Source organism: Bacteroides coprosuis, assembly GCF_020741705.1.
Taxonomy (GTDB): Bacteria; Bacteroidota; Bacteroidia; order Bacteroidales; family Bacteroidaceae; genus Bacteroides_E; species Bacteroides_E coprosuis.
Genome location: NZ_DYYK01000027.1, coordinates 1 through 16,812, shown reverse-complemented (window position 1 = coordinate 16,812; position 16,812 = coordinate 1). Strand labels below are relative to the sequence as shown.

At 33.7% G+C, this 16,812-nt stretch carries 11 protein-coding genes and 1 pseudogene; 3 read left to right on the top strand and 9 right to left on the bottom strand.

The window, feature by feature from the left end; translation table 11 throughout:
* Nucleotides 1-326 precede the first annotated feature (326 nt).
* From K8V80_RS01660 to K8V80_RS01645, 4 genes are all read right to left on the bottom strand, one after another.
* Nucleotides 327-1,205 (bottom strand): carbohydrate kinase family protein, encoded by an 879-nt coding sequence (locus K8V80_RS01660; RefSeq protein ID WP_276774989.1) that lies wholly within the window; start codon nt 1,203-1,205, stop codon nt 327-329.
* A gap of 228 nt (nt 1,206-1,433) precedes the next feature.
* Nucleotides 1,434-2,435 carry a FimB/Mfa2 family fimbrial subunit gene (locus tag K8V80_RS01655; protein ID WP_276774987.1) on the bottom strand — a complete coding sequence of 334 codons (1,002 nt, stop codon included), beginning with the start codon at nt 2,433-2,435 and terminating at the stop codon, nt 1,434-1,436.
* Nucleotides 2,436-2,496: 61 nt separating this feature from the next.
* The gene (locus K8V80_RS01650) at nt 2,497-4,035 is read right to left on the bottom strand and encodes a fimbria major subunit (RefSeq protein WP_276774985.1); all 1,539 of its coding nucleotides are present in this window, start codon (nt 4,033-4,035) and stop codon (nt 2,497-2,499) included.
* 100 nt (nt 4,036-4,135) lie between these two features.
* Nucleotides 4,136-5,500, bottom strand: a complete 1,365-nt coding sequence (locus K8V80_RS01645; protein WP_276774983.1) for a fimbria major subunit — start codon at nt 5,498-5,500, stop codon at nt 4,136-4,138.
* A 558-nt stretch (nt 5,501-6,058) separates the two neighbouring features.
* On the opposite strand from K8V80_RS01645, the gene K8V80_RS01640 reads away from it, so the two are divergent.
* Together K8V80_RS01640 and K8V80_RS01635 are read left to right on the top strand one after the other, a co-directional pair.
* Nucleotides 6,059-6,400, top strand: coding sequence for a PadR family transcriptional regulator (locus K8V80_RS01640; protein WP_006745414.1), 342 nt, complete (start codon nt 6,059-6,061; stop codon nt 6,398-6,400).
* A gap of 2 nt (nt 6,401-6,402) precedes the next feature.
* Complete coding sequence (locus K8V80_RS01635) at nt 6,403-7,512, top strand: PspC domain-containing protein (protein ID WP_276774981.1); 1,110 nt, start codon at nt 6,403-6,405, stop codon at nt 7,510-7,512.
* 67 nt (nt 7,513-7,579) lie between these two features.
* On the opposite strand, the gene K8V80_RS01630 is transcribed toward K8V80_RS01635, so the two are convergent.
* The 5 genes from K8V80_RS01630 to K8V80_RS01610 form a co-directional block, all read right to left on the bottom strand.
* On the bottom strand, nt 7,580-9,643 hold the full coding sequence (locus K8V80_RS01630; RefSeq protein WP_276774990.1) for an alpha/beta hydrolase family protein: 2,064 nt from the start codon (nt 9,641-9,643) through the stop codon (nt 7,580-7,582).
* Nucleotides 9,644-9,773: 130 nt separating this feature from the next.
* Complete coding sequence (locus tag K8V80_RS01625) at nt 9,774-11,792, bottom strand: glycoside hydrolase family 97 protein (RefSeq protein ID WP_276774979.1); 2,019 nt, start codon at nt 11,790-11,792, stop codon at nt 9,774-9,776.
* 179 nt (nt 11,793-11,971) lie between these two features.
* A complete protein-coding gene (locus K8V80_RS01620) occupies nt 11,972-12,382 on the bottom strand; it encodes a DUF4332 domain-containing protein (RefSeq protein WP_276774977.1) in 411 nt (136 codons plus the stop codon).
* 194 nt (nt 12,383-12,576) lie between these two features.
* A complete protein-coding gene (yidC, locus tag K8V80_RS01615; protein ID WP_276774975.1) occupies nt 12,577-14,445 on the bottom strand; it encodes a membrane protein insertase YidC in 1,869 nt (622 codons plus the stop codon).
* 38 nt (nt 14,446-14,483) lie between these two features.
* Nucleotides 14,484-16,085, bottom strand: coding sequence for a CTP synthase (locus K8V80_RS01610; RefSeq protein ID WP_276774973.1), 1,602 nt, complete (start codon nt 16,083-16,085; stop codon nt 14,484-14,486).
* A 393-nt stretch (nt 16,086-16,478) separates the two neighbouring features.
* Here K8V80_RS01610 and K8V80_RS01605 point away from each other — a divergent pair.
* Nucleotides 16,479-16,812: pseudogene (locus K8V80_RS01605) on the top strand (helix-turn-helix transcriptional regulator); the annotation flags it as partial.

Here is a 16,812-nt window from a genome sequence, read left to right as displayed (position 1 = left end):
TGAGTAAACAATAGATTAGTGTTTTTTCATAATTTGGGGAAAAGGCTGGCCGTGAGGCCCGCCTTTTTTATTTATACTCAGTGAGTGCGTACTATTTCATTATGTATATGTGGCTGTTTAACAGGGCTATGTTTCTATCATGACACCGACATGATGATACGATGACACCGATATGTGATTGTTATGTCGGTGTCATAATTTTCTATGGGATTAAAAAAACAGTTAAGAAATCTACCAAATTTAGACTAATGCCTGAAGTCCTTTCTAAAAAAGACTAGTACTTCTTGTCTCATAATGTTGCTTTAGTGACTATTGAAGTTTTTACATTAGAGAATGTGTTCTTCTTTTAGCATAGGCATAGCTCCTGCGCAAGAACAAATATAAGCAGAGACATCAACTGCTCTTTGATGAGCTTCCTCTATACTTTTTCCTTTCAATAATGTAGCACAGAAGGCTGCAGTAAAAGAATCTCCTGCACCTACAGTATCTACTACCTCAATGGGAGTAGTGGGTTTAAAGGATTCTTTTTCAGGGGTAAAGACATAACTTCCTTTTACCCCACAAGTGAGGATAACCATTTTAAGACTATATAGCTGTAGAATAAACTGGCATTGTCCTTGAATGTTTTTGTGGGTGAGCCCTAGTTTTTTACTAAGTAAAATGAGTTCTTCATCATTGATTTTTAGTGTATTACAAGCATATAAAGATTGCTCGATGGTGGGCCAAGTATAAAAATTTTGACGAAGGTTGATATCTAGTATTTTTAAGATAGTATTGCCTTTGGGCATGTTTTGAAGAAATTTTAAAATAGTATTTCTACTCATTTCGTTTCTCTGTGCCAATGTGCCAAAGCATACGCATATGGTTTGTTTTGCAATTTCTTTGAGTTCCTCTGTAAATGGAATATAATCCCAAGCCACTTCTTCGGTGATTTGATAAGTAGGTACTCCGTTGGAATCTAGTTGCACCTGTACTGTTCCTGTAGAATGATTATTTTTACTTAAATAAGAGTCAATATTTCTTTGTTTTAGTAAGTCTACAATTTCTTGTCCCAATAAATCATCACCTATAGCACTTACCACTTTTGATTTAAAACCAAACTGAGTGGTATGGAATGCAAAATTGGAGGGAGCTCCACCTAGCTGTTTTCCCTCAGGAAGCATATCCCATAAAATTTCGCCTAATCCTACTATCAGTTTTTCCATATTTATAGCTTGTTGTTTATAGTCTATTACAAAGTAATATCTTTTTGCTATACTAAATCTATTTTGATTATTTTTTTAACAAAAAAGGAGTTGTTCTCTTATCTTTTAAAACATTTGGCATTGCAAATCACAGATGCTCTTTTTCTATTTAATAAAAAACGCATTATAGTCTTTGTTTCCACTCGACTTTAATGCGTTTTTATATTCTATTTTAAAATCATTTGATGCTTACATGTCCAAATCAATGAAGCTGACATCCCATCCATTTACATTCACAATATTACTCAGCCAACTTCCATCTTCATCAATATAAAAAGAAAAACTGTACTCCTCTCTTCGGTCAATATATTCCTGTAAGCCCCAGTCGGCATCTTTTTGATCATCAAAAGCAGCACCTTCTTCAATTAATCGGAACACTTTGGCTTTGATAAGGTATTCATTCGTTGTGTTATTTTTTACAATAATTTGAGTGTTTTCCTCCTGTCCTTCTCTATAAATTAATCGTGAAGTGTTAAATGTCGCTCTAAGTATAACCTTGTCATCTTCGTGGGTTAACTTATAGGGCTGGCAAGGATGATATATAATATCATTATCACAAGTTGGGTCTAAATTCCCATCCATAGAGCAGACACCTTTATCTTTGATGTACATAGAATATTGGTCTTTTTCTATTCTCGTTTGGATATTGTTGGGAATAACCAATTCTATATTAATTCTTTTATTTATTTTTCTTAAACTGACATGTATGTTTTGCCCATAAGATGTCCACTGATAAGGCAAACTGCTTACTAAGAAGTTATTAAGTAAATCTTTACTCTGATGATCTTGATGATTCAAAAAAAACTTAAACTCTTGGAGTAGTGTCTTATTTAAAGTAACATTTGAAATCAAAAAATCACTTTTATCTTCTTTGTAATCAGAACTTATAGTTGCTACGACTATTTTATATTCTCCTGGTTCGAAAGCATTATTTGTAACTTGGAAACCCTTTTCTATTGTTTTTTGATCATTTTTTCTGAAATGATAACGCAATACTCCGTTCTTATCAAACATAAATATTTGCATACGATCTAGTAATTGTTCATCAATCTTATTTTGTTGCTCCAGATTGTAAGTATAGTCAAATGTGAAAGTTAAACTACAGTTGCTCAAATCTTCTTTTATACAAGAAGATAGACCTAGTATAAACACAAGTAGATACGTATAGATGGTGTATTTTTTTATTTTCATAAAGCTGATTATTTTATTGAATGCTCTTTATTGCTGTATAGGTACGTATTACTACTTTGTGTTATAGTTCAATATCTGTTTTACCATCAATCCATGGATTAACGAGAATTTTTATACCTAATTTAATTAAATTGTCTTCATCAATTTCTTCATCAGGATTCCCTGGGTTTGGTAAGTCGCCTCCTGGATATATTCCTCCTAAAGAAGACAATGAGCTGAGATGAAGTGTATATATTGTATTTCTCATCACAGAGTAAAATAAATCGACATCATAATGTTGCCCTTTTGCATACTGATATAAATCAGGAATAAAATAGGTATAATACATTACTCCTTCTTCATATTTAATCGCATTGGAAGGTATTTGATTTACTTCATCTGCATCATTTTTATTGTATTTGTAGAGCTTGTTTTGTAGCCCGTTTTTTATCACATAAAAGGAGTGATTATTAATTTCTTTTACTTGGAATATAACACCTGTAACATAACCTTGTCTACAGTTAGTAATGAAAAAATTGTTTATAGGAGGCCCTGTTGTAGAAGTATTGTTTTCTGGAACATATTTTCTTTGTAGATTGAACCTGTTTTTTACAGAGGCATCTTTATAATCAACTACTTGATTGTTTGAATCAATTTTGGAGTAGGTATCGATTTGATTATACCATCCCATATCTTCTATATTTTCTTGAAAATCAAATACATATGGGGTAGATAAGAAATCTCCCAACACAATACTTCCTCCTTCAAAGTCATCCGTATAAAATTGACTTATTTCAATTAAATTCTGTATTAATGGGCTATTTAGAGTTACAAAGCCATTAAGAGTGAAAGATAGATCATTATTTATAATGTCGAAGTAGGGCTTGATGGTTGGAATTACGTTATCCGATTTTGCATCAATAGCCGCTACAAATCGATCTAAATAAATATTGACTTTAGCGGGATTTTCACTACTGTTATTATTTAAATTGATGACAGAGTGCCTTGTATTTTCTGGAGTATTGATAAAAGAAAGGAATTGACTTAAAAAAGATTTGTTGTTTATAATTATATCTTCTGGTTTTGGAAAATCGGGGTAGATAAATGATTTTCCACTATTGGTCATTAAAAAGTAATAAGGAGATGTTGCTTGATTTATTAATTCCTTATTATAAGATATATTTTCGAATATCTGTAAGGTATCTTTTATTTGTTTGTTCCATTTTAAATGTTCCGAGTTTGCTATAGCAATAACTAGGTAAATACCATTTTCTAATTTAGTGTGAGCTTTGACTTTTACTAAATTCCCTGTTTGCTGAATCTCTGTTCCCTTTACTATATCTTCTATAACTAAACCCGGTTCATAGCCAGTTGCTGTTTTTATTCTACACTGGTCGGTTAAGTAAAAGGTGATGTCGGAAATGATATCATCTCCAACAGAATTTCTAGAGTGTAGAGATCTACTTATAATGGCATCATCATTTTGAATAATAGACATATCAATATAGGACCCTTGTTCTTTATTGGGCTTGCTAGGTTCATTTTGGCAATCTAGGCTATCATGACATGCAATGAGGTGAAATGTGAGCATAAGTAGATAAAAACCATACTTCGTTTTCATGGTTATCTATGTTTAGTTAGTATTGAGTAACGAGTGGCGGAATGCCACTCGTTTATAAAGAGTTTTTATATTACATTTCAATATTTAAATCACCTTCAATCTAATCATTAACAAAAACTTCAATATTAAATACTGAGTATTTATTAGGATCAATTGGTCTGTCAGGGTTTTGAGGCTCGGGTAAATCACCTCCAGGAAGGTTACCTCCGGGGAATGTGATTGTTTTAAAATTCAATTTATACCAAGTATTACGCATGGTAGTATAGTATAAACCCGTTCTATCTGTATTAGTACCTATTTCTTCATTTTTAAATAAATCAGGAATAAAGTATGTGTAATACATAACTCCATCTTCGTATGTATAATATGTTCCACTTTCAGGTTTAGTTTTGGTGAAGGTCCATTTTACGCCATCTTGAATTGCATAAAATGTTTCGCCAGCAGATACTTTCAGAATAACTCCAGTAGTGTAGCCTTGTGCATTAGTGGGCTTATTGTCATTAAACTTTGTCACATTATTTTCAATTATATATTTAGTGCCAGAGGTAAAGATTTCTTTACTTACATTGTCTTGCCAATCAGTAACCTCACCATTGTTGATTTTAACATACTCTCCCAATTGGTTACTCCATTTATTATCTTTATTTAGAGATAAAATATACGTAGGTTTGTCATTATCATTCCATTGTTCAATAATGTATCCTGCTTTCGGAATATTTAGAGTGATAAAACCTGTTAATTTAAATTTTAAACCATCCTTATTCTCAATGTTTATTATGTCAATGATATCTTTTTCCTTAGTTCCTTGAACAGTAGCATCAATTTTAGCCACATAACGATCTAAATAAACTTTGACTTCGGCTGGGTTATCTTGTTTGTTTTCTGCTAATTCTATGAAAGAATCACCTGAATTGTTTTTAGCTTGATTATAAATAGCCTTTTTAGGATCAAAAGTTTTATTACCGTTATATATTTTCAGTTTATTACTGCTCATCATTAAGAAACCACCTTTAGTATGAAGTTTCTCTAAGTTATCAATATTGAAAGCCTCTGTACCTAAGAAGTTTGCTCCTACTTTTAGATTGGATATCTCTTGAGATTCTTTCTCATTAGCAATAATAGTAACAAAATAAGCACCTCTTTCAAGAGTGGTATGACCATTGATATAATGGATGTTCTTGTTTGTTTCGTCTTCAGATATGGTGAGGTTATCTTTAATAATGTCTTTTATTATTATATTATCACCTTCTATTTGAGATAAATATATTGTTGCGCTAGATACTTTAGTATCTTCTAATTCATTCCCTCTCGTTCCTGCTAGTTTAGGTGTTTCGAATGCTATAGAAAAAAACGACCCACCTTCAGGAGTTGGATTAACTGGTCCCGTAGGACAATCATCATCACTCGTACAAGCAGCGAACCCCAATAGGGCTATACCTGCTAATAGATAGTTTCTAAGTTTCATTGTTCAATTCATAATTTTGGTTTTATCTTTCTGCACTTCCTCAGAAAGACGATTTTTTTATTTGTTAGTTTGAAAGTGTAATTCCTATATTTCAATATCCTCTTTAAAAAAAAAATTCTTCTCTTATCTGCTTTTATTACTATATGGTATCAGATAAATCTTAAATACAGAGTTGATACTTTAGTTGCAAAATATATTATTGGCTTGATTGTTGATATATGTATGTTGTGTTTATTTTATGTTTTTTATCTCTTTAATTTTAAAATATTTACATTTAAAAAAGATGTATATATTCTTAAAAGTCCTATTAATAACATGTTTTGACTTTGATAGAATTAAAATAATAAGTAATAAATTAGGCTAATTATACGTAATGTTATATTGATTTATATTACATAAAGATGTCATATTCTCTATTTAAATAGAACTTTAAATCCTTTTGTAGATAAAATAAGGAGTGTTATAAAATGTGCCTAGGTTAAAATAAAATATAGTACTATGTGTTGCATAGTACTATATTTTATATATATTTGCATCAGAATCAAAGACTAAACTGATATGAAAGTTGAAAAGGTGAAGTCACAAATGAGGAGAGGTTTATTAGAATATTGCATTCTCTTATTGATTAGCAAAGAAGCTGCCTATGCTTCTGATATCATAGATCGATTGAAAGATGCAAAATTAATAGTGGTAGAAGGTACTCTTTATCCTCTGTTGACTAGATTGAAGAATGATGGTTTATTGAGTTATGAGTGGCAGGAATCCACTCAAGGACCACCTCGTAAGTATTATGAATTAACTGAAGAGGGAAAACAATTTCTCGAAGAGCTAGAAGGAGTATGGAGTGAATTAAACCAATCGGTGGAATACATAGCCAATGGCAAACTTAAAACTGAATAGAAATGAAGAAGACATTTACCATAAACTTAGGAGGTATTGTTTTTCATATTGATGAAGATGCTTATGATCTTCTAAGTAAATACCTTGAAAACCTTCGATTGTATTTTAACAAGACAGAAGGCAAAGAAGAAATAATAGCTGATATAGAAAGTAGATTTGCTGATCTCTTTAATGAGCGAATCACACATGCTAGTCAATCTATAGTGATTACTGATGTTGAAGACATTATCAAGCAGGTAGGAAGTCCAGAGGAAATATATGGAGAAGAAGAGGGCTCAGAGCAAGAAAATGATGAAGGATCTTCTAAAAAACAAGAAAAAGATTATTCTGGTGCTTTTACTTATCGTAAAAAGCTATTTCGTAATCCCGATGATAAGGTTATAGGAGGAGTTGCTAGTGGAGTTGCGGCCTATTTTAAATTGGATCCGCTATTAGTACGATTGATCTTTTTAATTTTATTGTTCTTCACTTTTGGAACCACAACATTTGTGTATTTGATTATGTGGATTCTGATACCACTAGCTACTACCGCTATCGAAAAGTTAAATATGTGTGGTGAAGACGTTACTGTAGAGAATATAGGCAAACGTGTTAGTGAAGATGCCGATAAGGTAAATAACTCACAGAGTGATTATTATAATACGAAGAATCGTAATTTCTGGAGTGAGCTAATACGTATTGTTGGAATGGTATTGAAGGGGCTATTTCTATTCTTTGTTATTATACTTTCTCCCGTTTGGCTTGTTGTTGTCATTGTTTTAATGGCTTTGGTTTTTGCATTGCTAGTATCTGTTTTTGCAGGTGGTGCAGCTCTAGTAGGAATAATGGGTCAACCTTTCATTATTCTCTCCGAGTCAACTCCTCTTATTAGTGCAATTTCTGGATTAATATTAGCGGGTATTCCTTTAGGGGTATTACTTTATCTTCTGATTAACAACTTCAAAGCTAAAAGTCAACCGATAAGCACAGGTTGGAAGTGGGGTTTATTTATACTTTGGGTGATTGCTCTGATCGTGTTTATCATCAGTGCAGCTCAGATTAATTGGGTTAATATAGAACAACTGGTTCCTAGCATTGCCCATGGATTAAGTAATTATAATCTGATTTTATAATTTTTGCAAATAACAAAAATGCCTCCACTTGTGAAAGCAGAGGCATTTATCATTTATATCAGAAACATTATTTCAACCATTTATCAAGCCATTCAAAGAATGTACGTTGCCATAAAATACCATTTTGAGGTTTGAGTACCCAATGATTTTCATCTGGATAAATTAGTAATTCAGCAGGTATATCTCTCAATACAGCCGCATTGAAAGCTGCCATACCTTGATTTGCTAGAATACGATAATCTTTTTCTCCATGGATGCACAAAATAGGAGTGTCCCATTTGTCTACAAACTTGTGAGGAGAATTAGCAAAGGTACGCTGAGCAATCGGATTGTTTTTCTCCCAATAAGCTCCTCCCATATCCCAATTCGCAAACCACATTTCTTCGGTTTCTAGGTACTGCATTTCCATATTAAAGATACCATCGTGTGCAATAAAGGCTTTGAATCGTTTATCATGATGACCTGCCAAATAATAGACAGAGTAACCACCAAAACTAGCACCAACAGCTCCTAGCTTATCTGTATCTACAAAAGGTTCTTTGGATAATTCATCAATGGCAGTTAAGTAATCTTTAATAACTTGACCACTATAATCTCCGCTAATTTGTTCATTCCATTTTAAGCCAAAGCCAGGAAGACCTCTACGGTTTGGAGCCACTACAATATATCCATGTGCTGCCATAATTTGAGGGTTCCAGCGGAAAGACCAAAACTGACTTACAGGACTTTGCGGACCACCTTGGCAATAGAGTAGAGTAGGGTACTTTTTGTTTGGATCAAAGTGTGGAGGGTAAATTACCCAAGTGAGCATTTGTTGATTATCTGTAGTAGTTAGCCAACGTTTCTCTACATTACCCATATCTAGTTGATCATAGATATGTTTGTTTTCAAAGGTTACTTGTGTTTGAGCACCATCCAATGATACCGAAAATATCTCGTCAGCAGAGCTTAATGAATGTCTTTTACCAATTAATCCTTCTCCACATAGTGCGATAGTTGCATAGTCGTGCATACCCTCAGTAATTTGGGATACTTTTGCTTGTTCTACATCTATAGCATACATTTGAGAAGTAGCGTGCCATACACCAATAAAGTAAATAGATTTACTATCTGAACTCCATGTGTAATCATCCACATTTGATTCAAAGTCTTTACTCATAAAACGCTTTTCTCCAGAAGCTAAATCCATTACGAATAAGCGATTTTGATCGGCTTCGTAACCATCCCTTTCCATACTCAACCAAGATATATATTTTCCATCTGGTGAATATTGAGGATTGGTGTCATAGCCCATCATTCCCTCTGTGATATTAGTTGTGGTATTATTCTTTAAATCATATACATAAATATCAGAATTTGTTGAAATAGCATATTCTTTACCTGTCTTTTTGCGAGAGGTATAAGCTATCTTATCTCCAGTAGTATTCCATGCTATTTGTTCTATTCCACCGAATGGGCGAAGAGGAGATTCATAAGGCTCTCCTTGCATTATATCAGTCAGATTGATAATCTCAGAGCCATTAAAATCGCCCACAAAAGGATGTGGAGCATCTGTAACCCATTCATCCCAGTGTTTGTACATTAAATCATTAATTACTTTGCCTGTAGCCTTTGGAAGATCAGGATGCTTATCAGCTGTAGTTTCTCCCACTTTTACAGTAGAAATTAACACTACTTTTTTCTCATCAGGAGAGAAGCTAAATCCTTCAATACCATTTTCTACATTAGAAAGTTGCTTTTTTTCTGTTCCATCAGCATTCATTTCCCAAAGTTGAGAAGAACCTGATTCTGAACTTATGAAAGCTATTTTAGAACCCTCTTTAATCCATTTGGGACTCCCTTCAGAAAAGGGTGTTGATGTGATTTGTTTATTATTTGTACCATCGGTATTGATGACAAATAACTCTGAATTGCTTTTGTCTAGGGGTACACTGTAGTAAGATACAGAATAAGCAAGCTGTTTTGCATCTGGAGATACATCAAAACTTCCGATTCTTCCCATTGCCCATAAGGCTTCGGGCGTCATTAATCTACCATCTACTTGGATAGTAGATTTCCCGATTAATGATTGGTCGGGTTGCTTTGCGTCTTGAGTAGGACCACAAGCTGATAAACTCATTGCTGCAGCCATAATCATTACTTTTGATTTCATATTCGTTTTTATAATTAGTTTAATTTGTTTTTACAAAGATATCGATCTTATGGTAAAAAGATTTGATATACAAGATAGATATTTTCAGTATATAAATACTTGTTTGGACCTAATTTATTGGTTTAAAGCTAATAGCAGTACCTCCTCCTTTTGCTAAGTGTAAATTTAGAGTATCAGCAGAAGTTACATCCTTCTTGATTATTTCGTAGGATTCAGGATTTGTAGTCCAGTCTGCATCTTTACCATCAGCATAGATAATTGCTTGGTAAGTAGTTTTGGGTTTGAGGAAATCTAAATCTATAGTTAAATCTCTTTCTTCCTCATTGGTTACTGCTCCTAAGAAATAGTTTTCTTTTGCCTTGCGTGCTATAACCACGTATTCTCCAATTTCTCCCTCAAGAGGGTAGGTCTTATCAAAATCGGGATCAAAATCTCTAAAGAACTGAAATGCAGGATGACCTTCGTAATTAGATGGCAAATCAGAAGCCATCTGCATGGGAGAGTAAAGTACCACCCATAGTGCAACTTGCTTAGCAAGCGTAGTATTTACTCTACTATTTCCCTTGTCAAGTCCATTCCAAGCCTTACGTTCTGGTAAGTTCTTTGTGTTTTTATAGAGTATATCAAATATACCTGGAGTATAATCCATTGGTCCTGCAGCAATACGTGTGAAAGGTAGTATTTCATGATGTTCAGGAGGGTTTCCTTCACTCCATGCATTCCATTCCATTCCTCTAGCACCCTCTCTTGTCATGCTATTGGGGTAAGTTCTTCTTATTCCTGTATCTTTTATGGGTTCATGTGCATTTAAAGTGATTTTATGAGCAGCTGTTTTCTCAACCACTTTTCTGTAATGCTGAACTCCATATTGGCTGTGGTGGCGATATCCTTCTTTGAATCCTCCAGCATATCCTGTTTTTAAATCATATATACCTAGACTTGTTAGCCAATTCAAAGCTGAGTCCAACTGTGATTCATAGTGAGGAATATTTCCTCCAGTTTCATGATGTCCAATTATCTTAATTCCTTTTTCTTTGGCATATTGAGCTATCTGCTCTATGTCAAAATCATCGTAAGCTTTGAGGTAATTGAATTCTTGATTAGTTCCCCACGTATCCCAACCTTCATTCCAACCTTCAAAAAGGACGGCATCTATGTTATTCTTTGCGGCAAAGTCTATTAGTTCTATTGCGTTTTTGGTTGTAGCCCCGTGGCGATCATGGATGCTCCATGACTGTATTCCTAGATGCATACCCCACCAGATACCCACATATTTCATTGGTTTAATCCAACTTGTATCCTCGAGAACACAAGGATCATTTAAGTTAAGAATCATAGATGATGCGATTAGGTCTGTAGCTTTATCTACAATGTGCATTGTACGCCATGGTGTATGGAATGTGTTGGGTACTAATGCTTTTGTCCCATTGGGCATTGGAGCTAAATTAGCTTTGAACTTTCTAGGTTCGTAAGATTGGATAGTCATTTCAGGAAAATCAACCAAAGCTGCCTCATGTATCATGGTGTAGGCTAGGTTTTCAAAATTAAAAGTAGCTGGAGTGTTAGCTGCTTTTAGCTCATCTAGAGGTAGCTTACGATACAAATGTTCGTAACTTTCAAAGTCTGCGGGTATAGTCCATGTGGTTGCCGGGTTTACAAAGTTGAACTGAGTCAGTTCATCCATTATCGTAACCGAATCTGTTTTAGCTATATTATATTCATACCTAAAGGCTGCACCTTCATTGAATAATCTGAAAACTAAAGTAAGATGCGTGCCTTCTTTATTCTCCAGTTTTACATTTAGCTCATTATAATGGTTTATATGATGTTTGTTTTCTCCCCAAGGAGCATCCCATTCATCATAATAAGTTTCTAAATGACTGCTTTTTAAGTCGAAATTGTCTGCAAGATTAAAATTTCTATCTGCAAGGAAACCTAATAAGGAGGGAGAAACAAGTTCTTTTCCTTGGTAACTTATTTGGTAATGAGGAGCACCTATTGAGTCTAAAGAAAACTCTAGAGCTATATTACCATTAGGAGATTTTAATTGAGTAGGGTTTTTAGCCGATTTACAGCTTGAGAACCCCAAAAAGACAAATAGAAGTAGATAAAAGATTGGTTTCTTCATTTTATAACTAAATTATTTTGTAGTAGATATTACCTTGAAACGAAGGTAAGAATATTCCAAAGTATTTACAATAAAATATCAAAAACCCCATATCGTTAAAAGAAGGGTTTTAACGATATGGGGAAAATAGGCTACGTACTAGAATTAAATGTAGCCAGCTTTATCTTTACGAATATAAACTAATATTCTAATACTCTAGGTAAACTTTTAGCTTCTTCAACCCAGACTTCTACCGTTTTAAGAGGAGGAACACGACGAACTAATTTCTTGGTTTCATTTACTTCTTCCATCTTTTTAGTTAGGTTTTCTGCTTTGCGTGTGGCTAGTTCTACAACAGTATCAACTCCAGCTGCTTCAAGTAATTCTGCATATTGAGCTCCAACTCCTTGAATGCGGAATAAATCAACCATATTAGCAAAAGTCAAAATTCTTTTTTCACTAATACCCGATTTTTCTGCTAGTTCTTTACGTTGTTTTTTAGTCTTTGTTGCTTCCAACAATTCATCTGTTGTAGTAATACCTACATCATTAAGTTGCTTAGCCATTACTTCGCCAATGCCTTCAACTTCTATAACTTTGTAGTTTGCCATAGTGTTACAAATAAATTTAAATTAATAGTTAGGTTTATATCACTTCAAAACAACTAAAATGCATTTTAGGCTATATTTAGTTTGTTTAATAATAATAACATAATTAGTGATCGTATTGTTTATCTGGGATGTCATAAAAAAAGAGCGACTATAATTAAATATAATCGCTCCTTAATATATTAAGCTTTAGTTTCTTATTTCTTATTTCTTTTACGTGCTTCTGTTTTCAAAGCTTCTTGTTGTTCTTGCATAGCTTGTAATCTAGCAGCAAAACCCGATTTTTTCTTTTCGGTATTCTTGTTTGCTTCAAGTTTAGCTAATAGTTTTTCTTCGTCAGTAGTTTTGCGTAAGAAAATCATAGTCATAACGCTAATCAATGTTGACAAGAAATAGTAATAACATAAGCCCGAAGGATAGTCATTCAATATAAATAAGAACATAATAGGCATCAAGTACATCATCCATTTCATGGCAGGCATTTGAGGTTGTGCACCTGTGTTTTGCTGAGCCATAGTATATTTTGTGTTTAAGATGTTAGTTACAGTCATCAATAAACAGAAGATACTTAAGTGATCACCTAGCAATGGAATATGAAACGGAAATTTAATAAGAGCATCATAAGTAGATAAATCTGTTGCCCAAAGGAAACTTTCTTGTCTAAGTTCAATCGCACTTGGAACGAACATAAACAAAGCCATAAGTATAGGGAATTGAAGTAACATAGGTAAACATCCACCCATAGGGCTAACTCCATATTGACTATAGAGAGACATTACTTCTTGTTGTTTCTTCATAGCATCCTCTTGATTAGGATACTTAGCATTAATCGCATCTACTTGTGGTTTTAATACTCGCATTTTAGCTGAAGACATATAAGTCTTCTTTGTAGCAGGATATACAATTGCTTTAACTATCATAGTCATGATCAAGAGTACAACTCCCATGCTCATGCCTAAGTGTGTAAGCCAATCGAAGATATTAATAGTAAACCATTGATTGATTTGTTTTACTACAGGCCAACCTAAATAAACAAGTGAGTTTAATTTCCATTTATGATCTTTATCGCTATCAATAGCTTTCAATGTCTTGTAATGGTTAGGACCTAAGTATAAATACATCTGAGTAGCTTCTTTACCAGAAGGGTCGAAGAAGGTCTTCATTTCTGCTTTATAATCCTTGATATACCCACTGCCTTTTTCTTCGGGAGTAGAAGTTAACTTTGAGTCTTTGAAACCTTGGTCTGTAATAAACACAGTAGAGAAGAACTGGCTTCTAAAAGCAATCCAGTTTAGATTCTTTTCAGGTGTTTCTGTCACAGCTTTTGTTTCTGTCAGACGCTCTGTATCTTTATCAAATGTTCTGTAGGTAAGACGAGAAAGTCTGTTTTCAAAAACAAAACCTTGTTCGTGCTGAGGAGTTCGTTGTGCCCAGTCGATGTCAATATAGTCGTTGTGAGCTAACTTACCCTCCATGCCAGTAGCTTTGATTTGGAAGTCAACTAAATAGTCCTCTTTATTTTCAGAGTCTAAGCTATAGATAAAATCAATGTAGCTATTACTATCTGCCATAAGGCGCATAGTAAGACCTGTTTCAGATACATTTACAGGAGTAAAGAAGAAGTCTTTGGATTGAATTACTTCATTTTGATTGTAAAAATTGAAGTTAAAAGAGTTCTCTTGGTCTTTAAACAAGACTAAGTTTGTTTTATTTTCTCCCTTTTCGTCGCCCTGATTTTTATACTCTTTAAGTTCTGCTGAATATACACGTCCACCTTTGTTAGAGAAAGTAACTTTCATTACATCATTTTCAAGTGTAGTGAATTGTTCAGTACCTTCTGAAGCGTTATAGAATAACGAGGTAGAATCCACCTTTATAGGTGCGACATGTGAAAGGGCAGCTGTATGTTTTTCTGTTTGTGCCTCTTGTTCTGCTTGTACAGCAGTAATTGAGTCATTGTACTGCTTCATAGCAGCTACTTGCTCTTCACTAGGTCTTGTAAAAAAGTTAAACCCTACAAGGAGTAAACCGATTAGAACAAAACCAATAATGGTGTTTTTATCCATGAATATTTGCGTTGATTATTTGTGAAAATCTTTATCTATTATCTAGTAATACATGCATGTATGAATGATAAGAATAACGGATGAGTGTGGAGTACTGTACTACCATATTCAGGGTGGAATTGAACACCGATATACCATTTATGAGTTGGTACCTCAATGATTTCCACTAAATCTGATTCAGGATTCTTTCCTACACATTCCATTCCTTTGTCCATGAATTCTTGTGTGTATTTGTTGTTGAATTCATAACGATGACGGTGACGTTCTTGGATGTGTTCACTTTGATAAGCCTCGTAAGCTTTGCTGTTTTTCTTAATCAGACATTCGTAAGCACCCAATCTCATTGTTCCACCTAAACTAGTTATCGCTTTTTGCTCTTCCATAATGTCGATAACATTGTGTTTAGTCTTTTCATCGAATTCTGTAGAATTAGCATCTTTGTAACCCAATACGTTTCTTGCAAATTCTACTGCCATACATTGCATACCTAGACATATTCCAAATGTAGGAATATTATTTTTACGAGTGTACTCTGCGGCAATATATTTCCCTTCAATTCCACGAGCTCCGAAGCCTGGACATATAATAACACCATCTACTTTACTTAGCTTTTCAACTACATTTTCCGAGGTGATGTCACCAGATTGTATATAATCTATCTTTAGTTTTCTGTCGTTGTATGTAGCTGCTTGAGAAAGTGCTTCTAGGATAGATTTATAAGCATCAGGAAGTTCTACATATTTTCCTACCAGACCAATTGTTACTGTTTCAGTGGCATTAGCTCTACGTTCTAGGAATTTCTTCCAAGGCTTAAGTTCTGGTTCTTTACCAATAGGTAATCCCATTTTCTTAAGAATAGTAGTATCTAAATTTTGAGCTTGCATCAGTAGAGGCACTTCGTAGATTGTAGGAGCATCAATAGATTGAACTACTGCATCGTCGGCTACATTACAAAATAGAGCTACTTTTTTGCGTAGATTGTCGTTTAATTCGTGTTCTGCTCTCAATACAAGGATGTCTGGTTGAACACCTAGTGATTGGAGTGTTTTTACAGAGTGTTGGGTAGGTTTTGTTTTTAATTCTTTAGCAGCGGATAAATAAGGTACGTAGGTTAAATGAACACAGATGGCATTACTTCCCATCTCCCATTTTATTTGACGTATACTTTCTATATAGGGTAGTGATTCTATATCGCCTACAGTTCCGCCTATTTCGGTAATTACAAAGTCGAAATTGTTTTTCTTACCTAGTAATTTTACGTTGCGCTTTATTTCGTCGGTAATGTGTGGAATAACTTGAACTGTTTTTCCTAGGTAGTCACCACGGCGTTCTTTATCGATTACACTTTTGTAAATACGTCCTGTAGTGATGTTGTTAGCTTTAGTTGTTTGTATACCTAGGAATCTTTCATAATGTCCTAAGTCAAGGTCTGCTTCATGACCATCAACTGTTACGTAGCATTCACCATGCTCGTAAGGGTTAAGTGTACCTGGATCAATATTGATATACGGATCAAACTTTTGGATGCTAACGTTATAGCCTCTGGCTTGTAGAAGTTTCCCTATAGATGAAGAGATAATTCCCTTACCTAATGATGAGGCAACCCCACCTGTTACGAATATATACTTTGTTTCTCCCACAACTATGTAGTTTTATATGATTATATTAAAAGAATACGTTCTTTTAGTAATTAGAAATAAGAACAAGACCCAAAATGGTGCAAAATTATAAAAAAAGAGTAAGAAAGATAGCTTTATAGTGAACAAATTATATTAATAAGTCGAAAAATCAATTGTTGGTGTCTAGTATTGCTTGTGTTTTCCTTTCCTGAACATTTAAAATATTATTTCTCTTTAGATTTAAATGTTAAATTTAATTTCATTTTCTGTCACATAAATAGAGATAAAACAGCATACTGTGTACTTTATTTATAATGATAAGACCAAATTGTAAGAATTTAGAGTATAAAATTATTAAAAGTATTAAATTTTTGTATATTTGTTATATACCTAAAAGACAAATTCAACCTTGACATGAAAAATGAACCTTATTCTTTTACTAATAATAAATTTAACTCCTTAGCTGAAGTATTACAGGATACCCATTGGTCTTCTTGTTTGAATGTATTGGAAGGGTTATCTCGTATGACTTATAGAAGCTTTTGCATTATTGATTATACGAATAATAAGTTTTTATACGTTTCAGACAACACAAAATCTTTTTGTGGAAGATCTTCTGATGATATAATACGTATGGGGCAAAATTTTTATTATGAAGCTGTTCCAGTATCCGATTTAGAGATTTTGCAAACAGCAAGAAGTGCAGCTTACCAGTTTTTAGAAAATATTCCCGATGTAGAAAAATGTG

Coding starts and splice junctions, on each gene's coding strand:
- K8V80_RS01660 (WP_276774989.1), bottom strand. CDS start 1,205: ATGGAAAAACTGATAGTAGGATTAGGCGAAATTTTATGGGATATGCTT.
- K8V80_RS01655 (WP_276774987.1), bottom strand. CDS start 2,435: ATGAAAATAAAAAAATACACCATCTATACGTATCTACTTGTGTTTATA.
- K8V80_RS01650 (WP_276774985.1), bottom strand. CDS start 4,035: ATGAAAACGAAGTATGGTTTTTATCTACTTATGCTCACATTTCACCTC.
- K8V80_RS01645 (WP_276774983.1), bottom strand. CDS start 5,500: ATGAAACTTAGAAACTATCTATTAGCAGGTATAGCCCTATTGGGGTTC.
- K8V80_RS01640 (WP_006745414.1), top strand. CDS start 6,059: ATGAAAGTTGAAAAGGTGAAGTCACAAATGAGGAGAGGTTTATTAGAA.
- K8V80_RS01635 (WP_276774981.1), top strand. CDS start 6,403: ATGAAGAAGACATTTACCATAAACTTAGGAGGTATTGTTTTTCATATT.
- K8V80_RS01630 (WP_276774990.1), bottom strand. CDS start 9,643: ATGGCTGCAGCAATGAGTTTATCAGCTTGTGGTCCTACTCAAGACGCA.
- K8V80_RS01625 (WP_276774979.1), bottom strand. CDS start 11,792: ATGAAGAAACCAATCTTTTATCTACTTCTATTTGTCTTTTTGGGGTTC.
- K8V80_RS01620 (WP_276774977.1), bottom strand. CDS start 12,382: ATGGCAAACTACAAAGTTATAGAAGTTGAAGGCATTGGCGAAGTAATG.
- yidC (WP_276774975.1), bottom strand. CDS start 14,445: ATGGATAAAAACACCATTATTGGTTTTGTTCTAATCGGTTTACTCCTT.